The 20880-nt window shown below is 66.8% G+C and carries 19 protein-coding genes, 1 tRNA gene and 2 pseudogenes; 13 read left to right on the top strand and 9 right to left on the bottom strand.

Annotated elements, in window-relative coordinates; all coding sequences use genetic code 11:
* The first annotated feature begins 57 nt into the window (after positions 1–57).
* Genes ACRDTB_RS12775 through ACRDTB_RS12765 form a run of 3 tightly spaced genes read left to right on the top strand, consistent with a single transcriptional unit; the run spans position 58 to position 2890 of the window.
* Positions 58–909: a PaaX family transcriptional regulator gene (locus tag ACRDTB_RS12775; RefSeq protein WP_431430352.1), complete on the top strand. Its 852-nt coding sequence runs from the start codon at positions 58–60 to the stop codon at positions 907–909.
* Complete coding sequence (locus tag ACRDTB_RS12770; protein ID WP_431430350.1) at positions 906–1709, top strand: tryptophan 2,3-dioxygenase; 804 nt, start codon at positions 906–908, stop codon at positions 1707–1709. The genes ACRDTB_RS12775 and ACRDTB_RS12770 overlap by 4 nt, the downstream gene beginning before the upstream one ends.
* Positions 1706–2890 (top strand): kynureninase, encoded by a 1185-nt coding sequence (locus ACRDTB_RS12765; RefSeq protein ID WP_431430349.1) that lies wholly within the window; start codon positions 1706–1708, stop codon positions 2888–2890. The genes ACRDTB_RS12770 and ACRDTB_RS12765 overlap by 4 nt, the downstream gene beginning before the upstream one ends.
* Positions 2891–2897: 7 nt before the next feature.
* On the opposite strand, the gene ACRDTB_RS12760 is transcribed toward ACRDTB_RS12765, so the two are convergent.
* On the bottom strand, positions 2898–3458 hold the full coding sequence (locus ACRDTB_RS12760; protein ID WP_431430348.1) for a snapalysin family zinc-dependent metalloprotease: 561 nt from the start codon (positions 3456–3458) through the stop codon (positions 2898–2900).
* Positions 3459–3634: 176 nt separating this feature from the next.
* On the opposite strand from ACRDTB_RS12760, the gene cmk reads away from it, so the two are divergent.
* From cmk to ACRDTB_RS12720, 8 genes are all read left to right on the top strand, one after another.
* Positions 3635–4363 carry a (d)CMP kinase gene (gene cmk / locus ACRDTB_RS12755; RefSeq protein ID WP_431430347.1) on the top strand — a complete coding sequence of 243 codons (729 nt, stop codon included), beginning with the start codon at positions 3635–3637 and terminating at the stop codon, positions 4361–4363.
* Positions 4364–4369: 6 nt separating this feature from the next.
* Complete coding sequence (locus tag ACRDTB_RS12750) at positions 4370–5005, top strand: lysophospholipid acyltransferase family protein (RefSeq protein ID WP_431430346.1); 636 nt, start codon at positions 4370–4372, stop codon at positions 5003–5005.
* A 25-nt stretch (positions 5006–5030) separates the two neighbouring features.
* On the top strand, positions 5031–6443 hold the full coding sequence (gene der / locus ACRDTB_RS12745; RefSeq protein ID WP_431430345.1) for a ribosome biogenesis GTPase Der: 1413 nt from the start codon (positions 5031–5033) through the stop codon (positions 6441–6443).
* A gap of 49 nt (positions 6444–6492) precedes the next feature.
* Positions 6493–6566, top strand: a tRNA-Pro gene (locus tag ACRDTB_RS12740).
* A gap of 429 nt (positions 6567–6995) precedes the next feature.
* Positions 6996–7337 (top strand): ArsR/SmtB family transcription factor, encoded by a 342-nt coding sequence (locus ACRDTB_RS12735; protein ID WP_431430344.1) that lies wholly within the window; start codon positions 6996–6998, stop codon positions 7335–7337.
* A gap of 3 nt (positions 7338–7340) precedes the next feature.
* Positions 7341–7847, top strand: a complete 507-nt coding sequence (locus ACRDTB_RS12730; protein ID WP_431430343.1) for an SRPBCC family protein — start codon at positions 7341–7343, stop codon at positions 7845–7847.
* Positions 7847–8467 (top strand): dihydrofolate reductase family protein, encoded by a 621-nt coding sequence (locus ACRDTB_RS12725; RefSeq protein ID WP_431430342.1) that lies wholly within the window; start codon positions 7847–7849, stop codon positions 8465–8467. Before ACRDTB_RS12730 ends, ACRDTB_RS12725 begins: the two co-directional genes overlap by 1 nt.
* Before the next feature lie 533 nt (positions 8468–9000).
* Positions 9001–9165 (top strand): hypothetical protein, encoded by a 165-nt coding sequence (locus ACRDTB_RS12720; protein WP_431430339.1) that lies wholly within the window; start codon positions 9001–9003, stop codon positions 9163–9165.
* A gap of 10 nt (positions 9166–9175) precedes the next feature.
* Here ACRDTB_RS12720 and ACRDTB_RS12715 read toward each other — a convergent pair whose 3' ends face one another.
* The 6 genes and pseudogenes from ACRDTB_RS12715 to ACRDTB_RS12690 all read right to left on the bottom strand — a co-directional run.
* Complete coding sequence (locus ACRDTB_RS12715; protein ID WP_431430338.1) at positions 9176–10327, bottom strand: Wadjet anti-phage system protein JetD domain-containing protein; 1152 nt, start codon at positions 10325–10327, stop codon at positions 9176–9178.
* Entirely contained in the window at positions 10324–13731 is a 3408-nt protein-coding gene (locus tag ACRDTB_RS12710; RefSeq protein ID WP_431430337.1) for an ATP-binding protein, read from the bottom strand. Before ACRDTB_RS12710 ends, ACRDTB_RS12715 begins: the two co-directional genes overlap by 4 nt.
* A complete protein-coding gene (locus ACRDTB_RS12705; protein WP_431430336.1) occupies positions 13728–14501 on the bottom strand; it encodes a DUF4194 domain-containing protein in 774 nt (257 codons plus the stop codon). Before ACRDTB_RS12705 ends, ACRDTB_RS12710 begins: the two co-directional genes overlap by 4 nt.
* Complete coding sequence (locus ACRDTB_RS12700; RefSeq protein WP_431430334.1) at positions 14494–16002, bottom strand: DUF3375 family protein; 1509 nt, start codon at positions 16000–16002, stop codon at positions 14494–14496. Before ACRDTB_RS12700 ends, ACRDTB_RS12705 begins: the two co-directional genes overlap by 8 nt.
* Before the next feature lie 625 nt (positions 16003–16627).
* Complete coding sequence (locus ACRDTB_RS12695) at positions 16628–17080, bottom strand: DUF6907 domain-containing protein (protein ID WP_431430398.1); 453 nt, start codon at positions 17078–17080, stop codon at positions 16628–16630.
* A 273-nt stretch (positions 17081–17353) separates the two neighbouring features.
* Positions 17354–17647 (bottom strand): annotated as a pseudogene (locus ACRDTB_RS12690) (WhiB family transcriptional regulator); the annotation flags it as partial.
* A gap of 59 nt (positions 17648–17706) precedes the next feature.
* Here ACRDTB_RS12690 and ACRDTB_RS12685 point away from each other — a divergent pair.
* Together ACRDTB_RS12685 and ACRDTB_RS12680 are read left to right on the top strand one after the other, a co-directional pair.
* Positions 17707–18447: a hypothetical protein gene (locus ACRDTB_RS12685; protein WP_431430333.1), complete on the top strand. Its 741-nt coding sequence runs from the start codon at positions 17707–17709 to the stop codon at positions 18445–18447.
* Positions 18448–18566: 119 nt separating this feature from the next.
* Positions 18567–19147: pseudogene (locus ACRDTB_RS12680) on the top strand (hypothetical protein); the annotation flags it as partial.
* 861 nt (positions 19148–20008) lie between these two features.
* Here ACRDTB_RS12680 and ACRDTB_RS12675 read toward each other — a convergent pair.
* Positions 20009–20410 (bottom strand): type II toxin-antitoxin system VapC family toxin, encoded by a 402-nt coding sequence (locus ACRDTB_RS12675; protein WP_431430332.1) that lies wholly within the window; start codon positions 20408–20410, stop codon positions 20009–20011.
* On the bottom strand, positions 20392–20649 hold the full coding sequence (locus tag ACRDTB_RS12670; RefSeq protein ID WP_431430331.1) for a CopG family transcriptional regulator: 258 nt from the start codon (positions 20647–20649) through the stop codon (positions 20392–20394). The genes ACRDTB_RS12675 and ACRDTB_RS12670 overlap by 19 nt, the downstream gene beginning before the upstream one ends.
* Between the last annotated feature and the right edge of the window lie 231 nt (positions 20650–20880).

Genomic DNA, 20880 nt, shown 5'->3' with positions numbered 1-20880 from the left:
GGACCGGGACGCAACCCAGCCACAAGTACGTGCCGAACTGAACGGGATCAACCAAAGGTGACCACAAGGGTTAATTCCGGGGAGGCGGGCGACGTGCTGCGCGGGTTCGAACCGGCCCCGCAGGATCTCGTGCTGAGCCTGCTCGGCGCCCATCTCGTGCCGCGCGACCGCGGCGAGGTGTGGTCGGGTGGACTGGTCCGGCTGCTCGGGGAGTTCGGCTTCTCCGCCGGCGCCGCACGGGTGGCGCTGAACCGTCTGGTCGGCCGCGAGCTGCTGTCCCGCAGCAAGGACGGCCGGCACGTGCACTACGCGCTCACGCCGCGCACGGTCGCGGTGCTCGCCGAGGGTGACCGCCGGATCTTCACGCTGGGCTCCTCGCCCCGCCACGAAGCCACCTGGACCGTCCTGTGGCACTCGATCCCGGAGGACCGCCGGCTCGCCCGTACCCGGCTGGTGCGCAGGCTGCGCTTCCTCGGCTTCGGCTCGGTGCAGGACGGCACCTGGCTCGCCCCGCGCGACCGGGAGTCCGAGGTCGCGAAGCTGCTCGACGAGCTGGACGTCGCGGCGCACGCGGGCGTCCTGCTCGGCCGGCCGGCGACCGCGGTGGACTTCGGGACGTTCGTCGCCCGCGTCTGGGACCTGGCCGAGCTCGCCGAGCGGTACCGCGCGTTCGTCGAGCACTTCCGCGGCCAGCGGGCCGGCGGGACTCTCGGCGACCGGGAGGCCCTGCTGCTGCGCACCCGCCTGGTGCACACGTTCCGCGAGTTCCCGTTCCACGACCCGGAGCTGCCCGAGGACCTCGTGCCCGCGCCCGCACACCGCGCCGAGGCCGTGCGGTTGTTCCACGATCTCTACCCCGCGCTGGGCCCGGCGGCGCAGCGCTACTTCGACGAGGTGACCGTGCCATGACCGACCAGCACCCGAGTGGACAGTCCGCGGCGCTGACGTACACGTCCTACCTCGCGCTGGACGAGGTCCTCGCCGCGCAGCGGCCGCGCTCCGACGAGCACGACGAGATGCTGTTCATCGTCATCCACCAGGTGTACGAGCTGTGGTTCAAGCAGCTGCTGCACGAGCTGGCCCACCTGCAGCACATGCTGGAGAAGGTCGACACCGCGCACTCGGTGCGCACGCTGCGCCGCGCGCTGACGATCCTCAAGGTCGTGGTCGCGCAGATCGACGTGCTGGAGACGATGACGCCGCGGCAGTTCACCAGCTTCCGCGCGCGGCTGGACGCCGCGAGCGGGTTCCAGTCCGCGCAGTTCCGCGAGCTCGAGGCCGTGCTCGGCCGCCGTGACGGGCGGATGCTGGAGCCTTACCCGCAGGGTCCGGCCCGGGACCGGATCGTCGCGGCGATGTCCCGGCGAACGGTGTTCGACTCGTTCCTGCACTACCTCGCGGGCAGCGGCTACGACATCCCGCTGCGCCACCTCAACCGCGACCTGCGCGAGCCGTGGAAAGCGGACGAGGACCTGCAACGGGTGCTGGTGCAGGTGTACGGCGACGACGCCGGACCGTCCACAGTGGCTGATCTACTCGTCGACCTCGACGAGGGCATGCAGGAGTGGCGCTACCGGCACGTGAAGATGGTGGAGCGCACCATCGGTGCGAAGGCCGGCACCGGCGGCTCACCCGGCGTCGCCTACCTGCGGAAGACCTTGTTCCATCCCACTTTCCCCGACCTGTGGGCCGTGCGGAGCCGGCTGTGACCACGCTCGGGGACCTGCGGCGCGCCCCCAACGCGCTCGCGAGCCACTACGGCCGGTTCGACGTCGCGAACCGGCTGCTGCTGACCGGGCACTCGCACCAGGCGTGGCCGGACGTGGCGCTGCACGGCCAGCTCGAGGCGTTCACCGACGCCGCCGCCGCCGTGGACGGCAAGTGGGAACGGGCCTTCGCGAAGGCCGAGCGGGTGCGCGAGGGTTTCCGCGCGCTGCTGGACGATCCCGGCGGGGACATCGCGCTCGCCGGCTCCACGCACGACCTCGTCGTCCGATTTCTGTCCAGTATGGACATTCGGCGGCGGCCCCGGCTGGTGACGACCGACGGCGAGTTCCACACGCTGCGCCGCCAGCTCGCCCGGCTGGCCGAGGAGGGCGTCGAGGTCGTCCGGGTGCCGGCCGCCCCGGTCGGCACGCTCGCCGAACGGCTCGCGGCCGCGCTCACCGGGCGGACGGCCGCCGTGCTGGTGTCCGCGGTGCTGTTCGAGACCTCGCGGATCGTGCCGCACCTGGGCTCGCTCGCCGAGGCGTGCGAGCGCGGGGGAGTGGAGCTGCTCGTGGACGCCTACCACGCGCTGGGCGTGGTGCCGATGTCCATACACGAGCAGGGTCTGGGCTCGGCATGGATCACCGGAGGCGGCTACAAGTACCTCCAGCTCGGGGAGGGCAACTGCTTCCTGCGGCTGCCTCCGCACGCGGCGTCCCTGCGGCCGGTGGTGACCGGTTGGTTCGCCGAGTTCGAGGACCTGGCGGCGGTCCCGTCCGGTCGCGTCGGCTACGCGCGCGGCGGCGACCGGTTCGCCGGCTCCACCTACGACCCGACGAGCCACTACCGCGCGGCCAGCGTGCTCGACTTCTTCGCCGAGCAGGACCTGACGCCGGCGTTCCTGCGTGCGGTGTCCCAGCACCAGACCGGGCTGCTGGCCGCACTGTTCGACGCGCTCGACGCGCCGCCCGAGCTGATCACGCGGGACCGGTCGGCGCCGCGCGGCGAGTACGGCGGGTTCCTGGCGCTGGAGTCACCGCGGGCCGGGGAGTTGCGCAAGGAGCTCGCCGAGCGTGGCGTACTCACGGACAGCCGGGGTAACTTTCTCCGATTCGGCCCCGCCCCGTACTTGTCCGACGAGCAGCTGGAGAAGGCAATCGCCACGCTCGGCGAGCTGTTCTAGTGCCGACTCAGTTGTCGAGCCAGCCGATGATCACCTTGTGCTGGATGGGCTTCGGCGCCGTCGAGCCGGAGTAGTTCTCCTCGACCTGGGCGATCTCCTCGGCGTTGGGCTGCGCGTTCGTGCAGTCCACGCCGCCGGTGCTGCCGGACATCAGGCTCTCGCACGGACCGGGCTTCACGTCCGGCAGACCGAGGCTGTGTCCGAGCTCGTGCGAGGCGATGCGGACCTGGTCGTAGCCCTCGACGACCGCCTGGCGGCCGTACCAGACGGTGGCGCTGCCGCCGGGGAACACCGGGCCGAGCGTCGCCTGCGGCCAGCCGTCGAAGGCCTCGACGGTGATGTCGGCGTGCTGACCGGGCTCGGCGCGCACGATCTCCACGTTCTCGACCGCGTCGTTCCAGATGGCGACGCCCTGGGCGACGACGTCCACGAACTCGCCGGCCTGGCTGTCGTCGTAGGTGATGGTGACGGCCGCCGCCTCCACGTCGGCGGTCGCGCTGGGTACGACGAACCCGCCGACCAGTGCGGTCGCGACAGCGAGCAGGCCGATGACTGTGCGTTTGAGCATCGTTACCTCCTGTCATCTGCCTTTCGGATGCTAGGTCGGCCCGTGCCGCGTGGGGACCCGCTGATGGTCGGGGACCTGGCCGTCACCAGTTGCCAGCTGCCGGTACTGATCGCCCGCGGCGGAGGGGCACCAGGCACAATGGGTAAGGGTCAGTCGGACCGGAGGAGGCAACCGCGGTGGTTGAGGGCGAGCTGCATGGCGTGATCGCGCTGGACGGCCCGTCGGGAACCGGAAAGTCCACGGTGGCGCGCCGGCTGGCGACGTTGCTGGGCGCCGGCTACCTCGACACCGGTGCGATGTACCGGACCGTGACGCTCGCGGCGCTGCGGGCCGGGGTGGACCCGTCCGACCACGACGCCGTGGCACGCATCGCGGAGCACGTCGCCCTGAGCATCACGACCGACCCGGTGCACCAGGAGGTGCTGCTGGGCGAGGAGAGCGTCGGCATCGAGATCCGCGGGCAGGCGGTCACGCTGGCCGTGTCGGCGGTGTCCGCGGTACCGCGGGTGCGCGAGCTGCTGAAGGTGCGGCAGCAGGAGCTCATCGCCGACGCGTGCGCATCGTACGGCGGGATCGTGGTCGAAGGCCGCGACATCGGCACGGTGATCGCGCCGAACGCTGCGCTGAAGGTCTTCCTCACGGCTTCGTCGGACGCCCGCGCGCGGCGGCGGACCACTCAGGACACGGCCGAGGGGCGCGAGTCGTCGCTCGACGCGACGAGGCAGGATGTGGACCGGCGCGACCGGCTGGACACGTCGCGGGCGGCGTCGCCCCTGCAGCCGGCCGGCGACGCGGTGTGGCTGGACACGACGAACCTGGACATCCAGGGCGTGCTGGACCGGATCCTGGAGTTGGTCGACGAGCGCGAGCTGCGTGGGGTGGCTGCCGGCCCTGGCAGGTGGTGACCCCCGGTGTTGCCCGACGGCGCCTGGCCGGGTCTGCACGACTTCGGCCGGTGGATCGCGCGGTGGCTGTACCGCCCGGTCTACCGTATCCGCGTTCACGGCCTGTCCCGGGTGCCGCCGGCCGGGCCGGTGGTGCTGGTCGCCAACCACAGCACGCTGATCGAGCCACCGGTGATCTTCGGCGCGCTGCCGCGCCGGTCGGTGTTCCTGGTGAAGAGCGAGCTGGTGACCGGCCCGCTCGGCTGGGGTCTGCGCCGGATCGGGCAGCTTCCGGTGCGCCGTGGCGAGGCCGACCGTGGGGCGCTCACGGCTGCAATCGGGGTCCTGCGCGCGGGCGGCCTGCTGGGCGTTTTCCCCGAGGGCACAAGGGGTTCCGGCGACGTCGAGCGGGCCGAGCAGGGCGCGGCGTGGCTCGTGCGGGCCACCGGCGCGGTGGTGCTGCCGGTGGCGACGCGCGGGACGCTGCGGCCGGCCGGAAGCGGTCGGCGCTTCCGGCCTAAGCTGGACGTCCTGGTCGGCGAGCCGTTCTCGCTGACCGTCCAACGAGGACGGTCCGGCCTGGGGGAGGCGACCGAGGAGATCCGCCGGCGCCTGGCCGACCTGGTGCACCAACTGGACGAGCAGCGCGCCGCCAGTATCTGATGAGGACTGCCTGACGAGGACTGTGATGACCGATCTGGATGGCACTTGGGCGTCGGAGTCCGAGTGGACGGCGGTGGACGAGGAGTTCGGCCACCCCGACGAGGACGGCGGCCAGCCGCCGCAGCCGGTGCTGGCCGTCGTCGGGCGGCCGAACGTGGGCAAGTCGACGCTGGTCAACCGCATCATCGGCCGGCGCGAGGCGGTCGTGCAGGACAGGCCGGGCGTGACGCGCGACCGCGTGGCCTACGACGCCCTGTGGAACGGGCGCAGGTTCACGGTCGTCGACACCGGTGGCTGGGACCCGAAGGCGGCGGGCCTGCAGGCGTCGGTCACCGAGCAAGCCGGGCTGGCGATGATGACGGCGGACGCGGTCCTGCTGGTCGTGGATGCGAGAGTCGGCGCGACCACGACGGACGAGGCCGCCGCGCGGGTGCTGCGCCGCTCGAAGAAGCCGGTCCTGCTGGCCGCCAACAAGGTCGACGACGACCGCCTGCTGGCCGACACGGCCGCGCTGTGGTCCCTGGGCCTGGGCGAGCCGCATCCGGTGTCGGCACTGCACGGCCGCAACTCCGGCGACCTGCTCGACGCCGTGCTGCATGCCCTGCCCACGACCCCGCGCGAGTCGTTCGGGGAGGCCCGGGGCCCCCGCCGGGTGGCGCTGGTCGGCAAGCCGAACGTGGGCAAGTCGTCCCTGCTCAACCGCCTGACCGGCGAGCAGCGAGCCGTCGTGGACCCGGTGGCAGGGACGACGGTCGACCCGGTCGACTCCCTGGTGGAGCTGGACGGCGAGACGTGGCGGTTCGTCGACACCGCGGGTCTGCGGAAGCGCGTGAAGACCGCGTCCGGGATGGAGTACTACGCCTCCCTGCGCACCCGCGCGGCGATCGAGGCCGCCGAGGTGGCGATCGTGCTGCTGGACGCGTCCGAGCCGATCACCGAGCAGGACCTGCGCGTGCTGACGATGGTGGTGGACGCCGGGCGGGCGTGTGTGCTGGCCCTGAACAAGTGGGACCTCGTCGACGAGGACCGCCGCCACCAGCTGATCCGAGAGCTGGAGCGGGGCCTGGTCCGCCTGCCGTGGGCCGAGCGTGTCAACGTGTCCGCGCTGACCGGCCGGTCCGTCCGCAAGCTGGCCCCCGCGCTGCGCACCGCGCTGGTGTCGTGGGACCAGCGGGTGCCCACGGGGCAGCTGAACGCGTGGCTGTCGGAGCTGATCGCGGCCACCCCGCCACCGGTGCGGAGCGGGAAGCAGCCGAAGGTCCTGTTCGCGACCCAGGCCCAGACCAGGCCACCCACGCTGGTCCTGTTCACGAGCGGCTTCCTCGAGGCGGGCTACCGCAGGTTCATCGAACGCCGCTTCCGAGAGAGGTTTGGCTTCACCGGCAGCCCGATCCGCATCTCGGTCCGCGTCCGCGAGAAGCGCCCGCGCAAGTCCTGACGGCGCTGGTGCGCTAGGCTATCCGGGCACCCGGCTTTGCGGGTGTGGCCGGGCTGTGGCGCAGTTTGGTAGCGCACTTGACTGGGGGTCAAGGGGTCGCAGGTTCGAATCCTGTCAGCCCGACCGAGAAGGGCCATCTGCGCAGGTAGATGGCCCTTTCTTCTTTGCTCCAGACAGGACCTCGCGGCGAGATCGACAAGCGGTTTCCCAACATGAGATCGGATCTTGTGGGCGAGAGGGCTGGTTCTGATGCCCTGTGCGCCAGCATGTTGTCGTTGCGGAGCTGGCATGACCTGGGCGGTTTGGGGCATAGGCGCTGTTGATCACGAGGTCGGCCAATTTGAGATGGGGGCATGCGGGCGACGGTTCACTTGCCTTCGGCCGGACGGAGGTAGCTGATTCGTGCAGGGTAGGCGACCTTCTCTTCGCGGACCGGACTTCGCGACAAGGTCGGGCGTGTCCCAACATGCGGTTTGATCTCCAGTTAGTTCTCGTCGCTTATGGGTCCGCCGTGGACTTGACGCATGCCGATATAGGCATATGGTGGCGGCCATGGCACGAGCAGCGACGACGTCGGATGCGTTCAACGCGATCGCCGAGCCGCAGCGCCGGGAGATCCTGGTGCTGCTGCGGGCGGGTGAGCGGCCGGTGACCGGGTTGGCCCGGGAGCTGGGGATGAGCCAGCCGCGGGCGTCCAAACACCTGCGGGTGCTCCGGGAGGTCGGGCTGGTGCGGGACCGCAAGGTAGGCAAGCAGCGCCTGTACGGCCTTGACGCCCGCGGGCTGCGGCCGGTCCACGAGTGGACCGGCGGATTCGAGCGGTTCTGGAACGAGAGCTTCGACCGGCTGGACGCATACGTGCAGGACCTGAAGCAGGCAAGGCAGGAGGAGTAGCTGATGAGCACGACGGGACGAGGAGCGCCGGCGCAGTCAGCGACGGCCGACCGCGAGATCGTCATCTCCCGGGTCATCGACGCCCCACGGGAGCTGGTGTTCGAGGCGTTCACCGAGGTCCGGCACCTGTCGCGGTGGTGGGGACCGGAGGGGTTCACCACCACCACGCGGGCGTTCGAGTTCCGCGTCGGCGGGGAGTGGGACTTCGTGATGCACGGACCGGACGGGACGGTCTACACCGAGTGGATCTCCTGGACCGAGATCGCCCCGCCGGAGCGGATCGCGCTGCTCCACGGTGAGTCCCGCGGCGACCCGAACGCCTTCGAGTCGGTCCTGACGTTCGAGCCCGACGGTGCGGCGACCCGGATCGAGATGCGCACGGTGTTCCCCACCAAGGAGCTGCGCGACGAGGCGGTCGAGAAGTACCGCGCGATCGAGGGCGGCCAGCAGACCCTGAGCAACCTGGCTGCCTACGTCACCGAGATCGTTCGGAAGGGAGCTGAGGGCTGATGGCCGGGAAGGTGTTCTTCAGCGTGTCGATGTCGCTGGACGGTTTCATCGCGCCCGAGTCCCTCGAGGACTTGATGGGGCAGCAGTGGATGGAACTGCAGCAGTGGATCTTCCCGCAGCGGTTCTTCCGGGAGAACCTGAAGCTCGGCGAGGGCGGCGAGGAAGGGCGCGACAACGACATCGCGCGGGAGACGTTCGAGCGCACCGGCGCGAGCGTGATGGGCAAGCGCATGTTCGACGCCGGCGAGCAGGCATGGCCGGAGGAGGCGCCGTTCCACACGCCGGTCTTCGTCGTGACGCACGAGAAGCGTGACCCCTGGAAGCGGCCGGGCGGGACCACCTTCCACTTCGTCAACGACGACATCGAGCCCGCGCTCGACCAGGCCCGCGAGGCCGCCGGCGACCGCGACGTCCGCATCGCAGGCGGCGGCGCGACGATCCTGGAGTACGTGAACGCCAGCCTGATCGACGAGTTCTCGATCGCGCTGTCACCCGTGCTGTTCGGCTCCGGAATCCGCCTGTTCGAGGGCGTGGACGCGCGCCGCGTGGCCCTGGAGCCGGTCCGCGCGGAGCCCTCCCCGAGGGTGACGCACCTGACCTACGCCGTCCGGGAGCGGTAGGCGCACGGCGGACGACACACGGCGGATGGCGGACGCGAAGGAACACCCACGCGGTTGGCACGCAGACGGTTCTCTTGCGGGGATGACCAGCCCACCTGCTGGATGGCCAGGAAGGAGCCGGGAGGATCCGGTGGCACCGGGCCGCTCGGCGCCCATGGGGGACGATTCGCCAGGTGAAATGGCCAGGAACGGGGCCCTGAATCGTGAGCCGAGTCAGGGATCAACTGACGAGGTGCGCACTAGTATCGGTGAGACACGGACGCGGATGAGGTTCGTCGACGTGTTCGTGCCGAAGGGAGCACTCACACGTAGGACCAGACCAGCCCGCTCGCCCGGCGGCTGACGATGCGCGGATTGCACGGTGGGCGGACGGTAGAACCGGCGCGGTCGACCTGGGAGCGCTGGAGTTCTCGAGAGCATCACCACCTCGTGCACGAACTGGACACCTGGGTCGCAAGCGGTCGACCGCTGGAGCCTGGTGAGCCGCCACGCCATGTCGCCCGCGTCTTCGTGCCGGTTCGTGGTGCAAGGAGTTGAGCGAGCACCTGATCGCGGACACCACCCGTGTGCTCGCCGAGGTCGACCCCGACCGGACCGGCTTGTACCGGCAGCCGCACGAAAAGGGGAACGTCCTCAGGGTACTGGATGGGCTTCAACAGCCGCTTGTTGAAATGGGGATCGCCGAACCGGTCACGTAGTTTAGGCGTGCTATGAGATACGAGACTTGAGGGTATCTACGGCGACTTGAAGTGGTATGCGTTCCTGTTCGATACGTCGATGTCCAGGGAATGCTGGATCGGCGAGACGGTTGTAGACTTCCTGTTCGTCCGGGGTGAGTTGTGGCAGAAGTTTGGGTTTTCCTAGTTTCAGCGGGTTGCCGTTCTGGTCGGTGTTGGTGCCGTAGCTTGCGTAGATGTCGTATGTGGTGGAGTCCATGAGGATGCTGGTGACGTTGAGGCCGTCTTCGCGCCAGCCGTTGAGGATTTCGTAGCCGTGCGCGTCGATGTCGCCCCAGTAGTAGAGGTTGGGAACGCTTGTCAGCCAGGGGAAGGCGGCTGCGGTTCTGCCGCCGAAACCGGCGCCTTCGACGGCGATGCCGCCTTTGATTGGTGGAAAGTGGATTGCGGTGTCCTTGTTCTCGGAGATGAGAATTACCGTGGGGTCGTATGGGGGAGTGAACGTGTCGCCGACGGTGGCGGAGTCGTGGTGGCGTGCTCCGGTGGCCAGGTACGTGGGGTCGAGGTAGGTGAAGTGGATGCGGGCGGGATGTCTGGGGAGCAGGTCGAGGCTGTCCCGTCCGGTGAGCATGAGGATGTGTGGCTGGTGGGTGTTGAGCCATTTCGCGTGCACGCCGGGGACGGGGACCTGGCGAGGTGTGTAGCCGGCGGCGTCATTGGTCCGGAACCATGCAGCGGCGGTGAGCAGTAGCGCGAAGTCGACGTCGAGGTAGTCGTCGGTTGCCCGGATCAGGCGTGCGAGGTCGAGGACTTGGGGGAAGCGGCTGCCGACCAGTTGGAGCCGCTCTCGGGCTCGCGTCAGCTGCGTAATCTCCCCACCGCCCGCCAAGGTCGCGGCGGCGTCGAGATCGGCGACTTCGACATGGGTCGGGATGTCCTGGGTGGTCGTGTAGACCCGTTTGGGTTGGGTGTGCAGCAGTACGGGGTGTGCTCGTGCCCAGTCGCGCCATTGCCGGATCAGTGGTTGGTAAGTCGTCCGCCACCCGGCCTCGAGTTCCGTCTTCGTGGTCGCGCCGAGAGGGAACTGGTGTGGCCACGATGTGGTGGCTCCGGTGAGGTCGCCAGCCCAGGTGCGGTTGAGTCGTCGTCGGATGTCGTTGAGGATGTCGGTGGGTGCCTTCATGCGGGCATCTCGGTGATGTCGGCTTGTGCTTCGGCTCGGCGCTTGGTTGGGGGCAGGGACTTCACGGATGAGTAGCCTTTGCTGCTCTTCGCCATGTACAGCACATGATCGGCGTGCGGTTCCAGCGCTGTGAACTGGCCGTAAGGGGCTCCGACGATGAGTTGGAACCCGAGTCCTTTCCATGCGTCGACGGCTCGGCCGGCGAACTCGCTGTCGGCTTTCACGAACCCTTCGTCGAGGAACACGGGCGCGAATCGTGGGCGTGCGTTGGCTTCGTCGCCCAGTTGGAAGCGAAGTGCGGCACCGACGATGAATGCGACAAGTTCTTGGGTTTCACCGCCTGACTTTCCGCCGAGCGCTGCGTATGTGGACCGTTCTCGGCCTTGGTCGTCGTAGGAGACGGCGGTGATCTCGACGTGCTTGCGTACGTCGAGGAAGTAGTCCCGGTTGTTCTTGCCGGTGGTGTCGTTGCGGATGTGCGCCATGAACTTGCGGAGTCGTTTGAACCAGTTCTGGATCTGGTCGTCGGTGAAGTCGTCGGTGTTGGCGCGAGACAGTTTGTTTAGCTCCTGTTTGAACTTCCGGATGTCCTCGCGGTTCAGCTCGCGCAGGTCGATCTTGAGGCGGTATCGGTGAGCGCCGAACGGGAGTTTGGCGAGGATCGCGTTGACGGGTTCGAGCCGGTTGCGGATGTCGTCGATCGCGAGGCTGAAGGCGCCCGCGAGTGGAACGAGGTCTTGTCCGGACCAGTCGGTGAGTCGTTTCGTCCATTCCTGGCGTCGCTCGTGTAGGCCGGTGGCGAGGATCTTGTCGAGGATGTTCCGGAACGACGGATAGTTCTCGACGGATTCTGACAGGTTCGGGTCTGGCCATCTGTCGAGGTACCGTTGGAACGCGGTTTCGAGCGACTTCCTCGCCTGATCGGCTTTCTCGCGGGCTCCCATGCCGAGTTCGGCGAGTCGGGACTTGAGGCGGCCGACCCCCGCCTTGAAATCGTCGCGATCTCCGAGGGTGGCGACCAGTGCGAACTCGGCGTCCAAGTAGGCTGTCTGTTTGTCGGTGAGTGTGACGACCTGCTCGCGGTCGATACGTTCGATCTCAGTGACGACGTGGTCCTTGCGGGTGATGATCTTGTCAAGTTCCACATCGAGCGTCTTGAGCTTCTCCTCTGCCGCGTAGATGTCGCTGCCGACATCCTTCAACTTCGTGTTGAGGTCGTTGAGTTCTTCCTGGAGTGCGCGGAGTGCGTCGTCTGAGGAGAGAATGCGGTTCTTCTGCTCCGTCAGGTCGTCGATCTTGGCCTGGACGCCGGCGGGATCGATGTTGTGCCACGTGGTCGTGAGGACGTGCTCGTGCGCGCTCTTGGTCGCGAGAAGCCCTCTCAACTCGCGATCGGCGGCCGTGCGCTGCTCGTCGAGGTTGGTCAGAATCGCCTCGAGTTCGTCGAGGCGGGTCTTGATCTCGGCAATGCGTTCTTCCTTCGAGAACCCGATGACGTACGGGGCGTTGATCTCGCCGTGCGCGCCGGACCGTCCCTGGCGCGTCTGGCCGTTGACGGTGACGCGTCGTCCTCCGCCGCCGAGTTGGTCAGCGGTATCGACGCACAACGCGTCGGTGTTGCTGGCGGTGATGCGGTCCTGGACCCAGGCGGTGAACGGGGTGTCCTTGTAGGCGAGTTTGCCGGACATATAGGTCGGGTTGAGGTTCTTGGGCTGGTACGTGGCGAGGTCGACGCCTTCGTAGTTGATGCGATGGGGAAGTTTGAGTGGGTCGATGACGCGGGAGACCCGGTCGAGTTCGTTCGCGTCGATGAGCAGCACGCGAGCGAGGCCGAAAAGGGTGGTCTCGATTGCTTTGCACCATTTCTTCTGGTCGGGGCGGACGTCAATGAGTTCGCCGATAAACGGGAGATTCTCAGGGGCGATCCCGGTCGCTTGAGTTATAATCATGCGGGATTTGTGGAGCCGCGGATCCATGCGTCCTTCGCGGTTCGACAACGACGCACGCTCCTTGACGAGATCGGTTTTATCCCGGTGAGGTTCGTAGGAGTCTTCGTTGAGCTTTCGCTGTCGCCCTGTGACTTCCTGTAGCGCCGACTCGAAACCGTCGACGAACACTTGGGCCTGCTGTCGGGCCGCGGTGAAGTCTTCCTCAGTGTCGACGCTCAGGTCGAGGCAGGCGGTCAACTCATCGAAGCTGGCCCGCTGGGTCGTGGCTGCTTCGAGTTCGAAGCCGAGTTGGGTGATGTCCGCGTCGATCCTCGCGAGGGTCGCGTGAGACTCATTCTTGCTGAGATCGGCATCAAGGACGGCCTTACGCGACTTCAGCCCGGCCTGCAACTCCTCAGCCTCGGCCTTGTCCTTCCTAGCCTTGGTGCGCTGCCCCTGATTCGTGATCTCGGCAGCCTCGAGCAGGGCGTCCTCGGTGTTGAGCTTCCACAGCTCGAACGGTGTGTCGCCGGTGCGGTGGATGCCGAACGTGTCGATGAGACGGGCCTTCTCCAACGCCTTCTCGCGGGCATCGTGCAGGTCGGGGATCGAGGACAGCACCTCGACTTTCTTTTCCTCGGTGGCCATCGCTTCGTAGGCGTCCTCGAGGTTCCTGAAGTGCTCGACGGCCGCGTCGGCGGCGGAGTAGGTGCCGGGAGGTTCGATGACCATGGACTTGTAGAGGTCGTCAACGGTCCTGACCTGGTGACCGGCCTGGATGCGTGCGAGCAGGCGCAGTGCTTTCGCGCCGTCACCGTGGGCTCCGATGCCGAGACGGGTGAAGAAAGCCTGCGAGTACGCCCCGTACGACTCAAACATCTTCAGGTTCGGAAACCGGCCTTCAACGGCCCGCTTGTCGAACTTCCCCTCGGCGAACGGATCGACATCGCGAAGGTCGATGGTGCCTTCGACGGTGCACATCTTTCGCGTGAGTTCACTGTCTCGGACGGCGGCCCGTGGCACGTAGTAGAGCCGTGCGACGGTGTAGCGGCGATCGTTGTCGTCGACGAACGTGACAGCGAGGGCACCCCACGTGGCGGAGTCCTTTCCTCGGAGGACCTCGTCGGCGAGTTCGCCGGTGGCGGTGTTGCGACTTGTGTCCATCTTGCCGCGCAGGTAGGAGACGAGGCTGCGCTGGTCGGCCCCGCGGGCGCGTCCGATGGTGGCGTCGTTGGAGGCGCCGTTGAACGGGGTGCCGGAGTCCATCATCAACGCGATGTAGGCGTCGAGCAATGTCGACTTGCCGGTGCCGGACGCACCGGACAGGAGCGTGGTGGTGGGGGCGAACGTGACGGTGGAGTGGCCGTGGAAACCGCCCCAGTTGATCAGCTGCAGCGTCTGGACCTTCCACTGGGTGGTTCCCTCAGTGGCTCCGGCGAGGTAGAGCAGCGGTGTGTCGGCGTTGTTGGTCGTCACACGCGCACCTCCCGTTCGATGGTCGTAGGCGCCTGGCTGCCGAGATCGGCCGAACGATGGTCGTCGTCGGTAGTGGCGGGTTCGGTGCCGTTCTCGTTCATGAGCCATTCCCACAGTTCGGTGAGCTTCGCCAGCGGCAACAAAACGGCGATGACCGGGGAGACGCGCAGCCGGGAGGTGTCATTGGTCCTGATGAGGACTTTCGCCTTGATGAGGTTGTCGACGGCGTTGGTGGCTCTCGACTCGTCGCCGGACCGGTTGGTCGCATGGGCTGGCCGGAACGAGGCGACGTGGGTGATGAGGTCGTCACGTTCGATGGTGACGTCCTCGTGCCCGGACGCTCGTTCGCTCTGGAACCTGTGCCGCAGGAACACCAGCAGGATGGTTTCCTCGCGCGTGTAGGCGATGTCGTGCAGCAGTGTCGGGAACTCCTTGCCCCCGCCGTCCGACGCCGCCTGTCGTTTGAACGCCACCTCGTGCTGCACGTCCAGGTGGAGGTCGAGGAACATGTCGTTGAGTCGAGCCTTGATCGGCAGTGGGTTCTCGCGGATGACCCGCCACTCTGTCGGATTCTGCCCGGCTGAGATGAACCGGTTCTTCAACAGCACGACCAAGGTGCGACGTTGCTCGAGTGAGAGCCCTCCGGCGTCTCCCTCGAACAGGGCGAGTGTCGAACCTTCCTCGGTGGTCTCGTCACCGACGAACCCCTCGTCGAGGAAGTCGTTGTCGTTGTCGAACTCCGAGCCGAACACCTCGTCTGCGTCACTCATCAACGTCTCCTTCGACAGTGAGGCCCGCGAGCGCCGCAGCCTCCGCCCGAGTAAGAGAAATCATGGGAGCCAGAAAATTACGACGTTCCCCGTTCGGACGGATCGCTTCGAACACCTCGGCATCGGTGTCGTCTTTGAGGGCATCGACCCGGGACACCACATGCAGGAGACCGAGAATCTCGACCGGTCGACGCAGCTCGGTCGGCAGTTCGTTGAACAGTTGTCCCACCGTGTCGATGTCACCATTCGTGAATGTGTCGATGAGCGCCGTGCGCAATTCATCCAACGACGGACCGCCTTGCATCCGCAGTTCCTCAACAGTCGGCGGTTCCACGGTGTCGTCCTCAACCTCTTCCAGCGGAGGTGGCGGTGCGTCCGAGGCAGGGTCCCAGAGCCGTTCACGAAGGTGTCCGACCTTCATCGTCGGCGGCAGCAGTTCGACCGGAACCGCCGCACGTGGTCCGGCGGTCTCCATCCACTTCGCCAACTCACGCCCGATGCCACGTATCACACGATCGAGCTCGCGCTCTTGGAGCACGTCATGGTTCACGATGTGCTCCTTCAGCGTCGCGGTGAGCCGCCGGCGCTGGGCGAGCACGTCCCTCGTGCCCTGCCGGATCACCGCCACCGCACCACGAATCTCGATCACATCTCGGGCGTCGAGTGCTGCGGCAGCCGGGTGTGCGAGGAGGACCTGGACGTTCTCGCGCAGTTCCAGCAGGAGGGCGTCATCACGGAGCAGCACGAACGCGCCGTCGAACGCTCGCCCTTCCGGGGTCGCTTTCACGAGTTCGTCGTGCTTCTCCAGATACTCGTCGAGGACCTCGACCACGGGGCGATCTTCGTCGCGGAAGTCGCGAAGGATCTTGCGATGCATGCCGAGTACGGACTCCTCGACCCGCTTGAAGTCCGACGGCAACTGGCCAATCAGATCGATGAGGTTCGTGTACCCGTCAAGCATCCGATCATCCGACGCCGCGGTCACCTCACCGCCGGCCACGAGGCGATCCCGTTCAACTTCCAACTCGCGGATCTGTGCGTTCAGCCGCTCGATGCGAGCCTCAGCATCGGGCGATGCTTCCAGTGCCCACCGGCGGACCGTGTCCAGGATCGTCGTCAACCGCGATTCCGACACGAGCACACGGTCACGGGACAGGTTCTGCACCAGGTCGAGTGCTTCCAGAGCCGACGAGGTGAGTGAATAGACGAGGCTGCCGTCAGAGGCGTTGTCACGGAACAGCCACTGGTCGTTGACCCAAGCGTTGCACAACGCCCGACCGTTCATATTGGGTGGAACGTCCATGCCCTCCCGCTGCAACTCGCTCAGATATGTGTCGACCTGAACGTGGAGCTGATCAGCCTGGACCGAGCGTCGCTCACGAGAGAAGGAGCTGCGCAGCGCCGCGACCCGGAATACCGCCCACTTGCCGTCCAACAGCCGTAAGGTGGGACGGCCGAGCGCATCTTGCGCACGTGCGAGTTCACCGACGACCTCGCTCATATCTCCTCCCCAGTCGACGCGTGAGGGTCCGTCGCCGCAGACGATAGAGCCGACCACCGACAATTCCGGCGTGGCGGTCGACCAGACTGATCAACAAAGGCCGAAGCGGTTCCCCTCCGCGCCGTCGCATCTTGATGTCGCATTTGGGCAATCGCCGTTACATTTGCCCTGGCCATCACGCCGAGGTACACCCCGAGTTCGGCATCCACGTTCCGGGTTCCAACAGCGCGGTACGCGTCACCCATGCCTACGACCTGCTCGGTTGTCGCCCGGCTCCACTTGATCACCGATGAGTCGCCAGTACAGATCCAGACGGGATGGCATGACGGCGCCCGCTGCGCACGACGTCACGACACACCTGCAGCCTGGCGCCAAGCAGCGCGACCCGACGCAGCCAGAACAGGACCACTGAATACCAAGGACCCAGCAGCGTGGTGCCGCGGTCGTGGACGGCTGCGATCGACGGGCCAGTCAGACTCAGCAGCTTCTTGGTGGCACGGCATGACCGGACGAATCACGGTGACCTGGCGCGCGGCACTCGGCGTCACACGGTCTGGGCGGCGATGACCGGATCGTAGCGCTCCCCAACACCAGTCGTTCGGAGTACGCGTTGATAGCCAGAACCTCAGGCGGCCAGTTTGGTGAGGACGGCGCTTGGTGCGCCTTCGTAGGCCTGGTCCGCAAGGTCTGCGGCCGCGGTGGTGGTGGCCGCGAGTTCGCGGGCTTCGGCGGCCGTCATGTGCCATCCCTGGTTGGATTCACCTTTTCCGCACCAGATTCGTGGTTTGCGCTCGTACATCCCCTGGAGCAGGTACAGCGATGCGTATTCGGGCTGGTACGGCAGCCCACGTCCCATCGCCGAGCCGTCCTCTAGAACGAGTGGGACCGCTCCGCGCCACGCCGACATGTGGGTGCGGTCGTTGCCGCCGTCGCGGTCATGGTGGTGGCCGTCGCACCACGAGGGGCACGGTCGGGTCAGCCAGAACGGGCGGTCGGTGCAGACTCGCGCATGTCGGTCGGCACAGGTGGCCAGTTCGATACCGTCCTGGCGGTGGATCTTGATGGCGTCGAGCGGCACTCGGCCGCATCGAACGCATGTCTCGCCTCGTAGCTGTTCCTCAGTGAGGTTCGCAAGATCGACTGGGAGTGGCACGATGTTCTCCTTTCGGTGCTGCGCTAGGTTCACGCTGCGGTGTGACTGCCGGTCAATCGGATTCGACGGCGGCATTCGTAGACTCGGTGCGCTTCTCGGCAGGGTTGGCATCGGCAGCCGTGCTTCGCGTAGCGAGTGTTGAGTCCGTGCGGTGGCAGAACCCGTGGCGCCGGCAGTGGCACGGTCGGTTCGCTGGTCGGCGTCTAGGCCGCCCCATACGCCCCACGGTTCCTGGTTCTTCATCGCGGTCGCCAAGCACGCCGGTCGGACCGGGCAGTGGCGGCACTCGCACTTGCACCGGTCTGCGTCCGCGCTCCCAGGAAGGGCGTCGATCCAGTTCAGTTCGGGGTGGTTGCGGCATTGAGCCAGCGCATGCCATTCCGGCGCAACTGTTGGCAACCTGGGGATTGTCGCGTTCACCTGGATGTTCCCTTCTGTTGAACGGTCACGCGCGGCGTTGGGGCGGTAACACGATTGGGTGATTAATTTCATGATCTACATGTGGGGCTGCTATTTGGGGTATCGAAACGTCGATCACAAAGGAGCAATGCATGCGTACCAACCTGGCCCCCACCTCGTTGCAGGCGATCGAGCAGAGCTTCGCCAAGCTGACCTCGCCACCCGCGCCCCTCTCGCTGGACGGCTGCTGTATTGGCTTCGGCATGCCGGAACGGGCGATTCCCTTGGATGAGCTACGAGTCATGCTCCTCAAGCGGCGGACCTCCTGGCACGCCGTCGACGCGGTCTGGACCGAGTTGGTGCGTCGGGCGCAGGACGAGGGTGAACCATGGGTTACCGCCGCGATCGGCATGATGATGCCCGCATTGAAGAAGGTCGCGGGGGATGTGGCTCGCGATTTCCGCGGTGACATCGCCGATTTCGACTCAAATATCGTGGAAGGGTTCCTGTATGCGCTGAAGACCGTCGATCCGCGAACGCCGCGGGTGTACTCGCGACTTCGTTCCATGGCTCAGCGCTATGGCATGGATGCCCGTCTCGACGCCGATCGAGACCGGGCGCAAAGCACAGAATACGACGACAGCTTGTCCACGAGATACCGTCCTTCGGTGGAGGGGCACCCGGATCTGGTGCTCGCGCGAGCCGTTCGGGACCACGGCCTGACCGATGACGAGGCCGGGCTGATCGTGCGGGCCTGTCTCGAGGGAGAAGGGACGTCGTCACTTGCCGAGGAACGCGGTGTGTCGCCCTACCAGTTTCGCCGTCAACTGGCTCGCGCCGAGGCCCGGTTGAAGGTGTTTCTGTCCGGCTCGGTGCCGCTGCCGGTCGCGTAACGAGAGGTCAGCAGCGGCGCCGGGTCCGACCACGTGGTGGCGCGTGTGCGGCCCTTCGTAGCTGCGCAGGCACCGGACCGCGACGACGCTGAACACGACCGCGTCACCGGTTGGGTCCGGACAACCTGATCAAGCGGGGCCGGTTGTCCGACGCCAGATTGGCCGCTGAGTAGGCCTGGTACCGGACCGTGCAGTACGCCGAGACGCTGCGGCGCAAGCTGGACACCACCCGGCGGGACGTGCGGGTCGTCGACTGGGAGCGTGAGTGTGCCTGACCTGATCGACGAGGCGCGCTTAGCACGCGATACTGCGGAACATCACGGCCATCCGGGACGCGGAGGAGCTGGACCGCGAGCGGCGTGCAGCGGTGCTGGTCGACATCGTGACTGATTGCGGTCGTCTGCATACCCAGCTCCAGACCCGACTGCAAGAAGCCGGCGCGACGTTCCGAGCGGAACAGGACCGGCAGCAGTTCTCCGGTCCGCCCGGACGCGCGACGATGGATTTGTTCGGCCAGCTGCCCGTCCCGTGCCTGGACCTCCCTCGTGAGGTGGCGGCAAGCCCGACCTGGGTCTTCTTCGGTGCCGGCGCCGGCACCGGCCAGCGGCAGCCGAGCGTGCCCGGCCTGGTCGGTTTGGTCGAGATGTTGCTCGTGCCCGCACTGGATCGGGACGGTCTCGGCGTGGATCTGGCCCAGCCCGTCGCGGCCTACAGCGGCATGAACTGACCGATACTCAGTTCGGCGGCGCCGATTGCTGGTGGCGATCGCGCGGGTGTAGTGGCCGAACGAGTCCACACATGATGGGGAGGTGGCCTAGCGAGCCGGCGGATCGATGCCGAGCACGCCGTACGGCTGGTCGAGTTGGAGATGCGGTCGAAGCGGCGCCGGCCAGGGACGTCGTGCACGCCGGGTTGGTCGAGCGGTACGGCCAGGACAGCGAGTTCAAGGAGTTGGTGCACGCAGTGTCCGCCGGACTCGGGCTGGTCGTGCAATGTGGGCCGGGTGTCGGTCGAGCTGGTGGACGGCGTGGTGCGAGAGACGAGAGATGCGCCGGATGCTCGAGGATCGGGCGCGTGCGGCCGATGCGAACAACGACCCGCTGGACGAAGCGCCTGAGCTGGAACGGACCTGGCGCGCCTACGTCCGTCGGCCGTCGGCAACTACCAGACGACGTGTCTACGCGGACTCGTATTCAGGTCGAACAGCAGTTGGTGGGGAGGCACACCGGTTCGGCTCGATCCAGCTCGGCAAGTTGGCCACACGCATCCGCGCCCATATGACCCCGTACGGGTGCTGCAGAGCGGAACGCGGCCGACCGGATGGAGCTGTCGATCACCACGGACATGGACAGCGTGGTTCGTGTCTGGGGCTGGCTGTCCGCCGAGAGAGACGCGCCTGGGGCAACAGGATTACCAAGACGACACCCGCGTCCACTAGCGCGACATTCATGGTGTCCCCATCCGTAGCCGACGGTCCTGACCCGCAGGCCGGGTGAACCGTGCCTCGGACGACACTGGCGCTACCGGACAACGGCCACGCCTGCCTGTTTCCTCGTGAAGTTCAGACGTGGAAAGGAGCGGTGAGTTGGTCGAACATCGGGAAGTGGCGAACGTTGAGCGTAGCGAGCTGAAGGCCGCGGACGTCGGCTGTGCCGGCTATGAGGTAGTCGGCGATGCCGATTCCGGTATGGCTGCGGCGGTACTTCCGCATGAGCTCGCCAGCTCGTCCAGCCGAGTGCGCGGTGACTGGTTCGACGCGAAACGAACCGAGCAGCTGCCAGACCTCGCGCCGTTCGGCCGAGCGCATGCCGCCGGTGATCTCGGTGACGGACACGGCGCTGACCGCGAGCGGGCCTGCCTCTCGTTCCTTCCGCAGCCAGTCTCTGGCCGCTTCGACGCCATGTAGGTGGGCGATGAGCACATCGGAGTCAACCAGATACACGACTATGACCCGATCGCCCACATCTTGGCGAGGTGTTCCTCCCGGTTGCCGTCGCGTCGTTCTGGCCACTTGGTGTCGGCCAGAACCCCGAACGATTCGTCGATTGCTGCGAGCCCTGCGGCGACATCATCTATCTCATTGCGCAGGGAGCGATCGAGCAGCCTGCGGATCATCTCGGCCCGGGAGACGCCCTCACTGCGAGCTAGACGATCTAGCAGCTCGGCCTGCTTCTCGTCGAGGTAGATGTTCGTCCGCTTCATACACCACATCATACACCAGCCATGGGACGCGGTACGCCGTCGCCCGCACGGCGCCGTGTGTAGCGTGCCGGGCCTCGCAGTTGAGATTGTGACCGAGGCCTGAGGACGAGACCGTCCGTCCGACACACCGCGGTGCGGCCGTGTCGCGCACAGGGGATCACTACCATCGAGCGGGTGTCTCCGGTGTCACGTGGTCGCAAGTCGAAGAAGAAGTCCAAGAAGCGTGAGCCT

The organism is Actinophytocola sp. (assembly GCF_050699935.1).
Taxonomy (GTDB): domain Bacteria; phylum Actinomycetota; class Actinomycetes; order Mycobacteriales; family Pseudonocardiaceae; genus Actinophytocola.
This window is presented reverse-complemented; position numbering and strand designations above follow the sequence as displayed.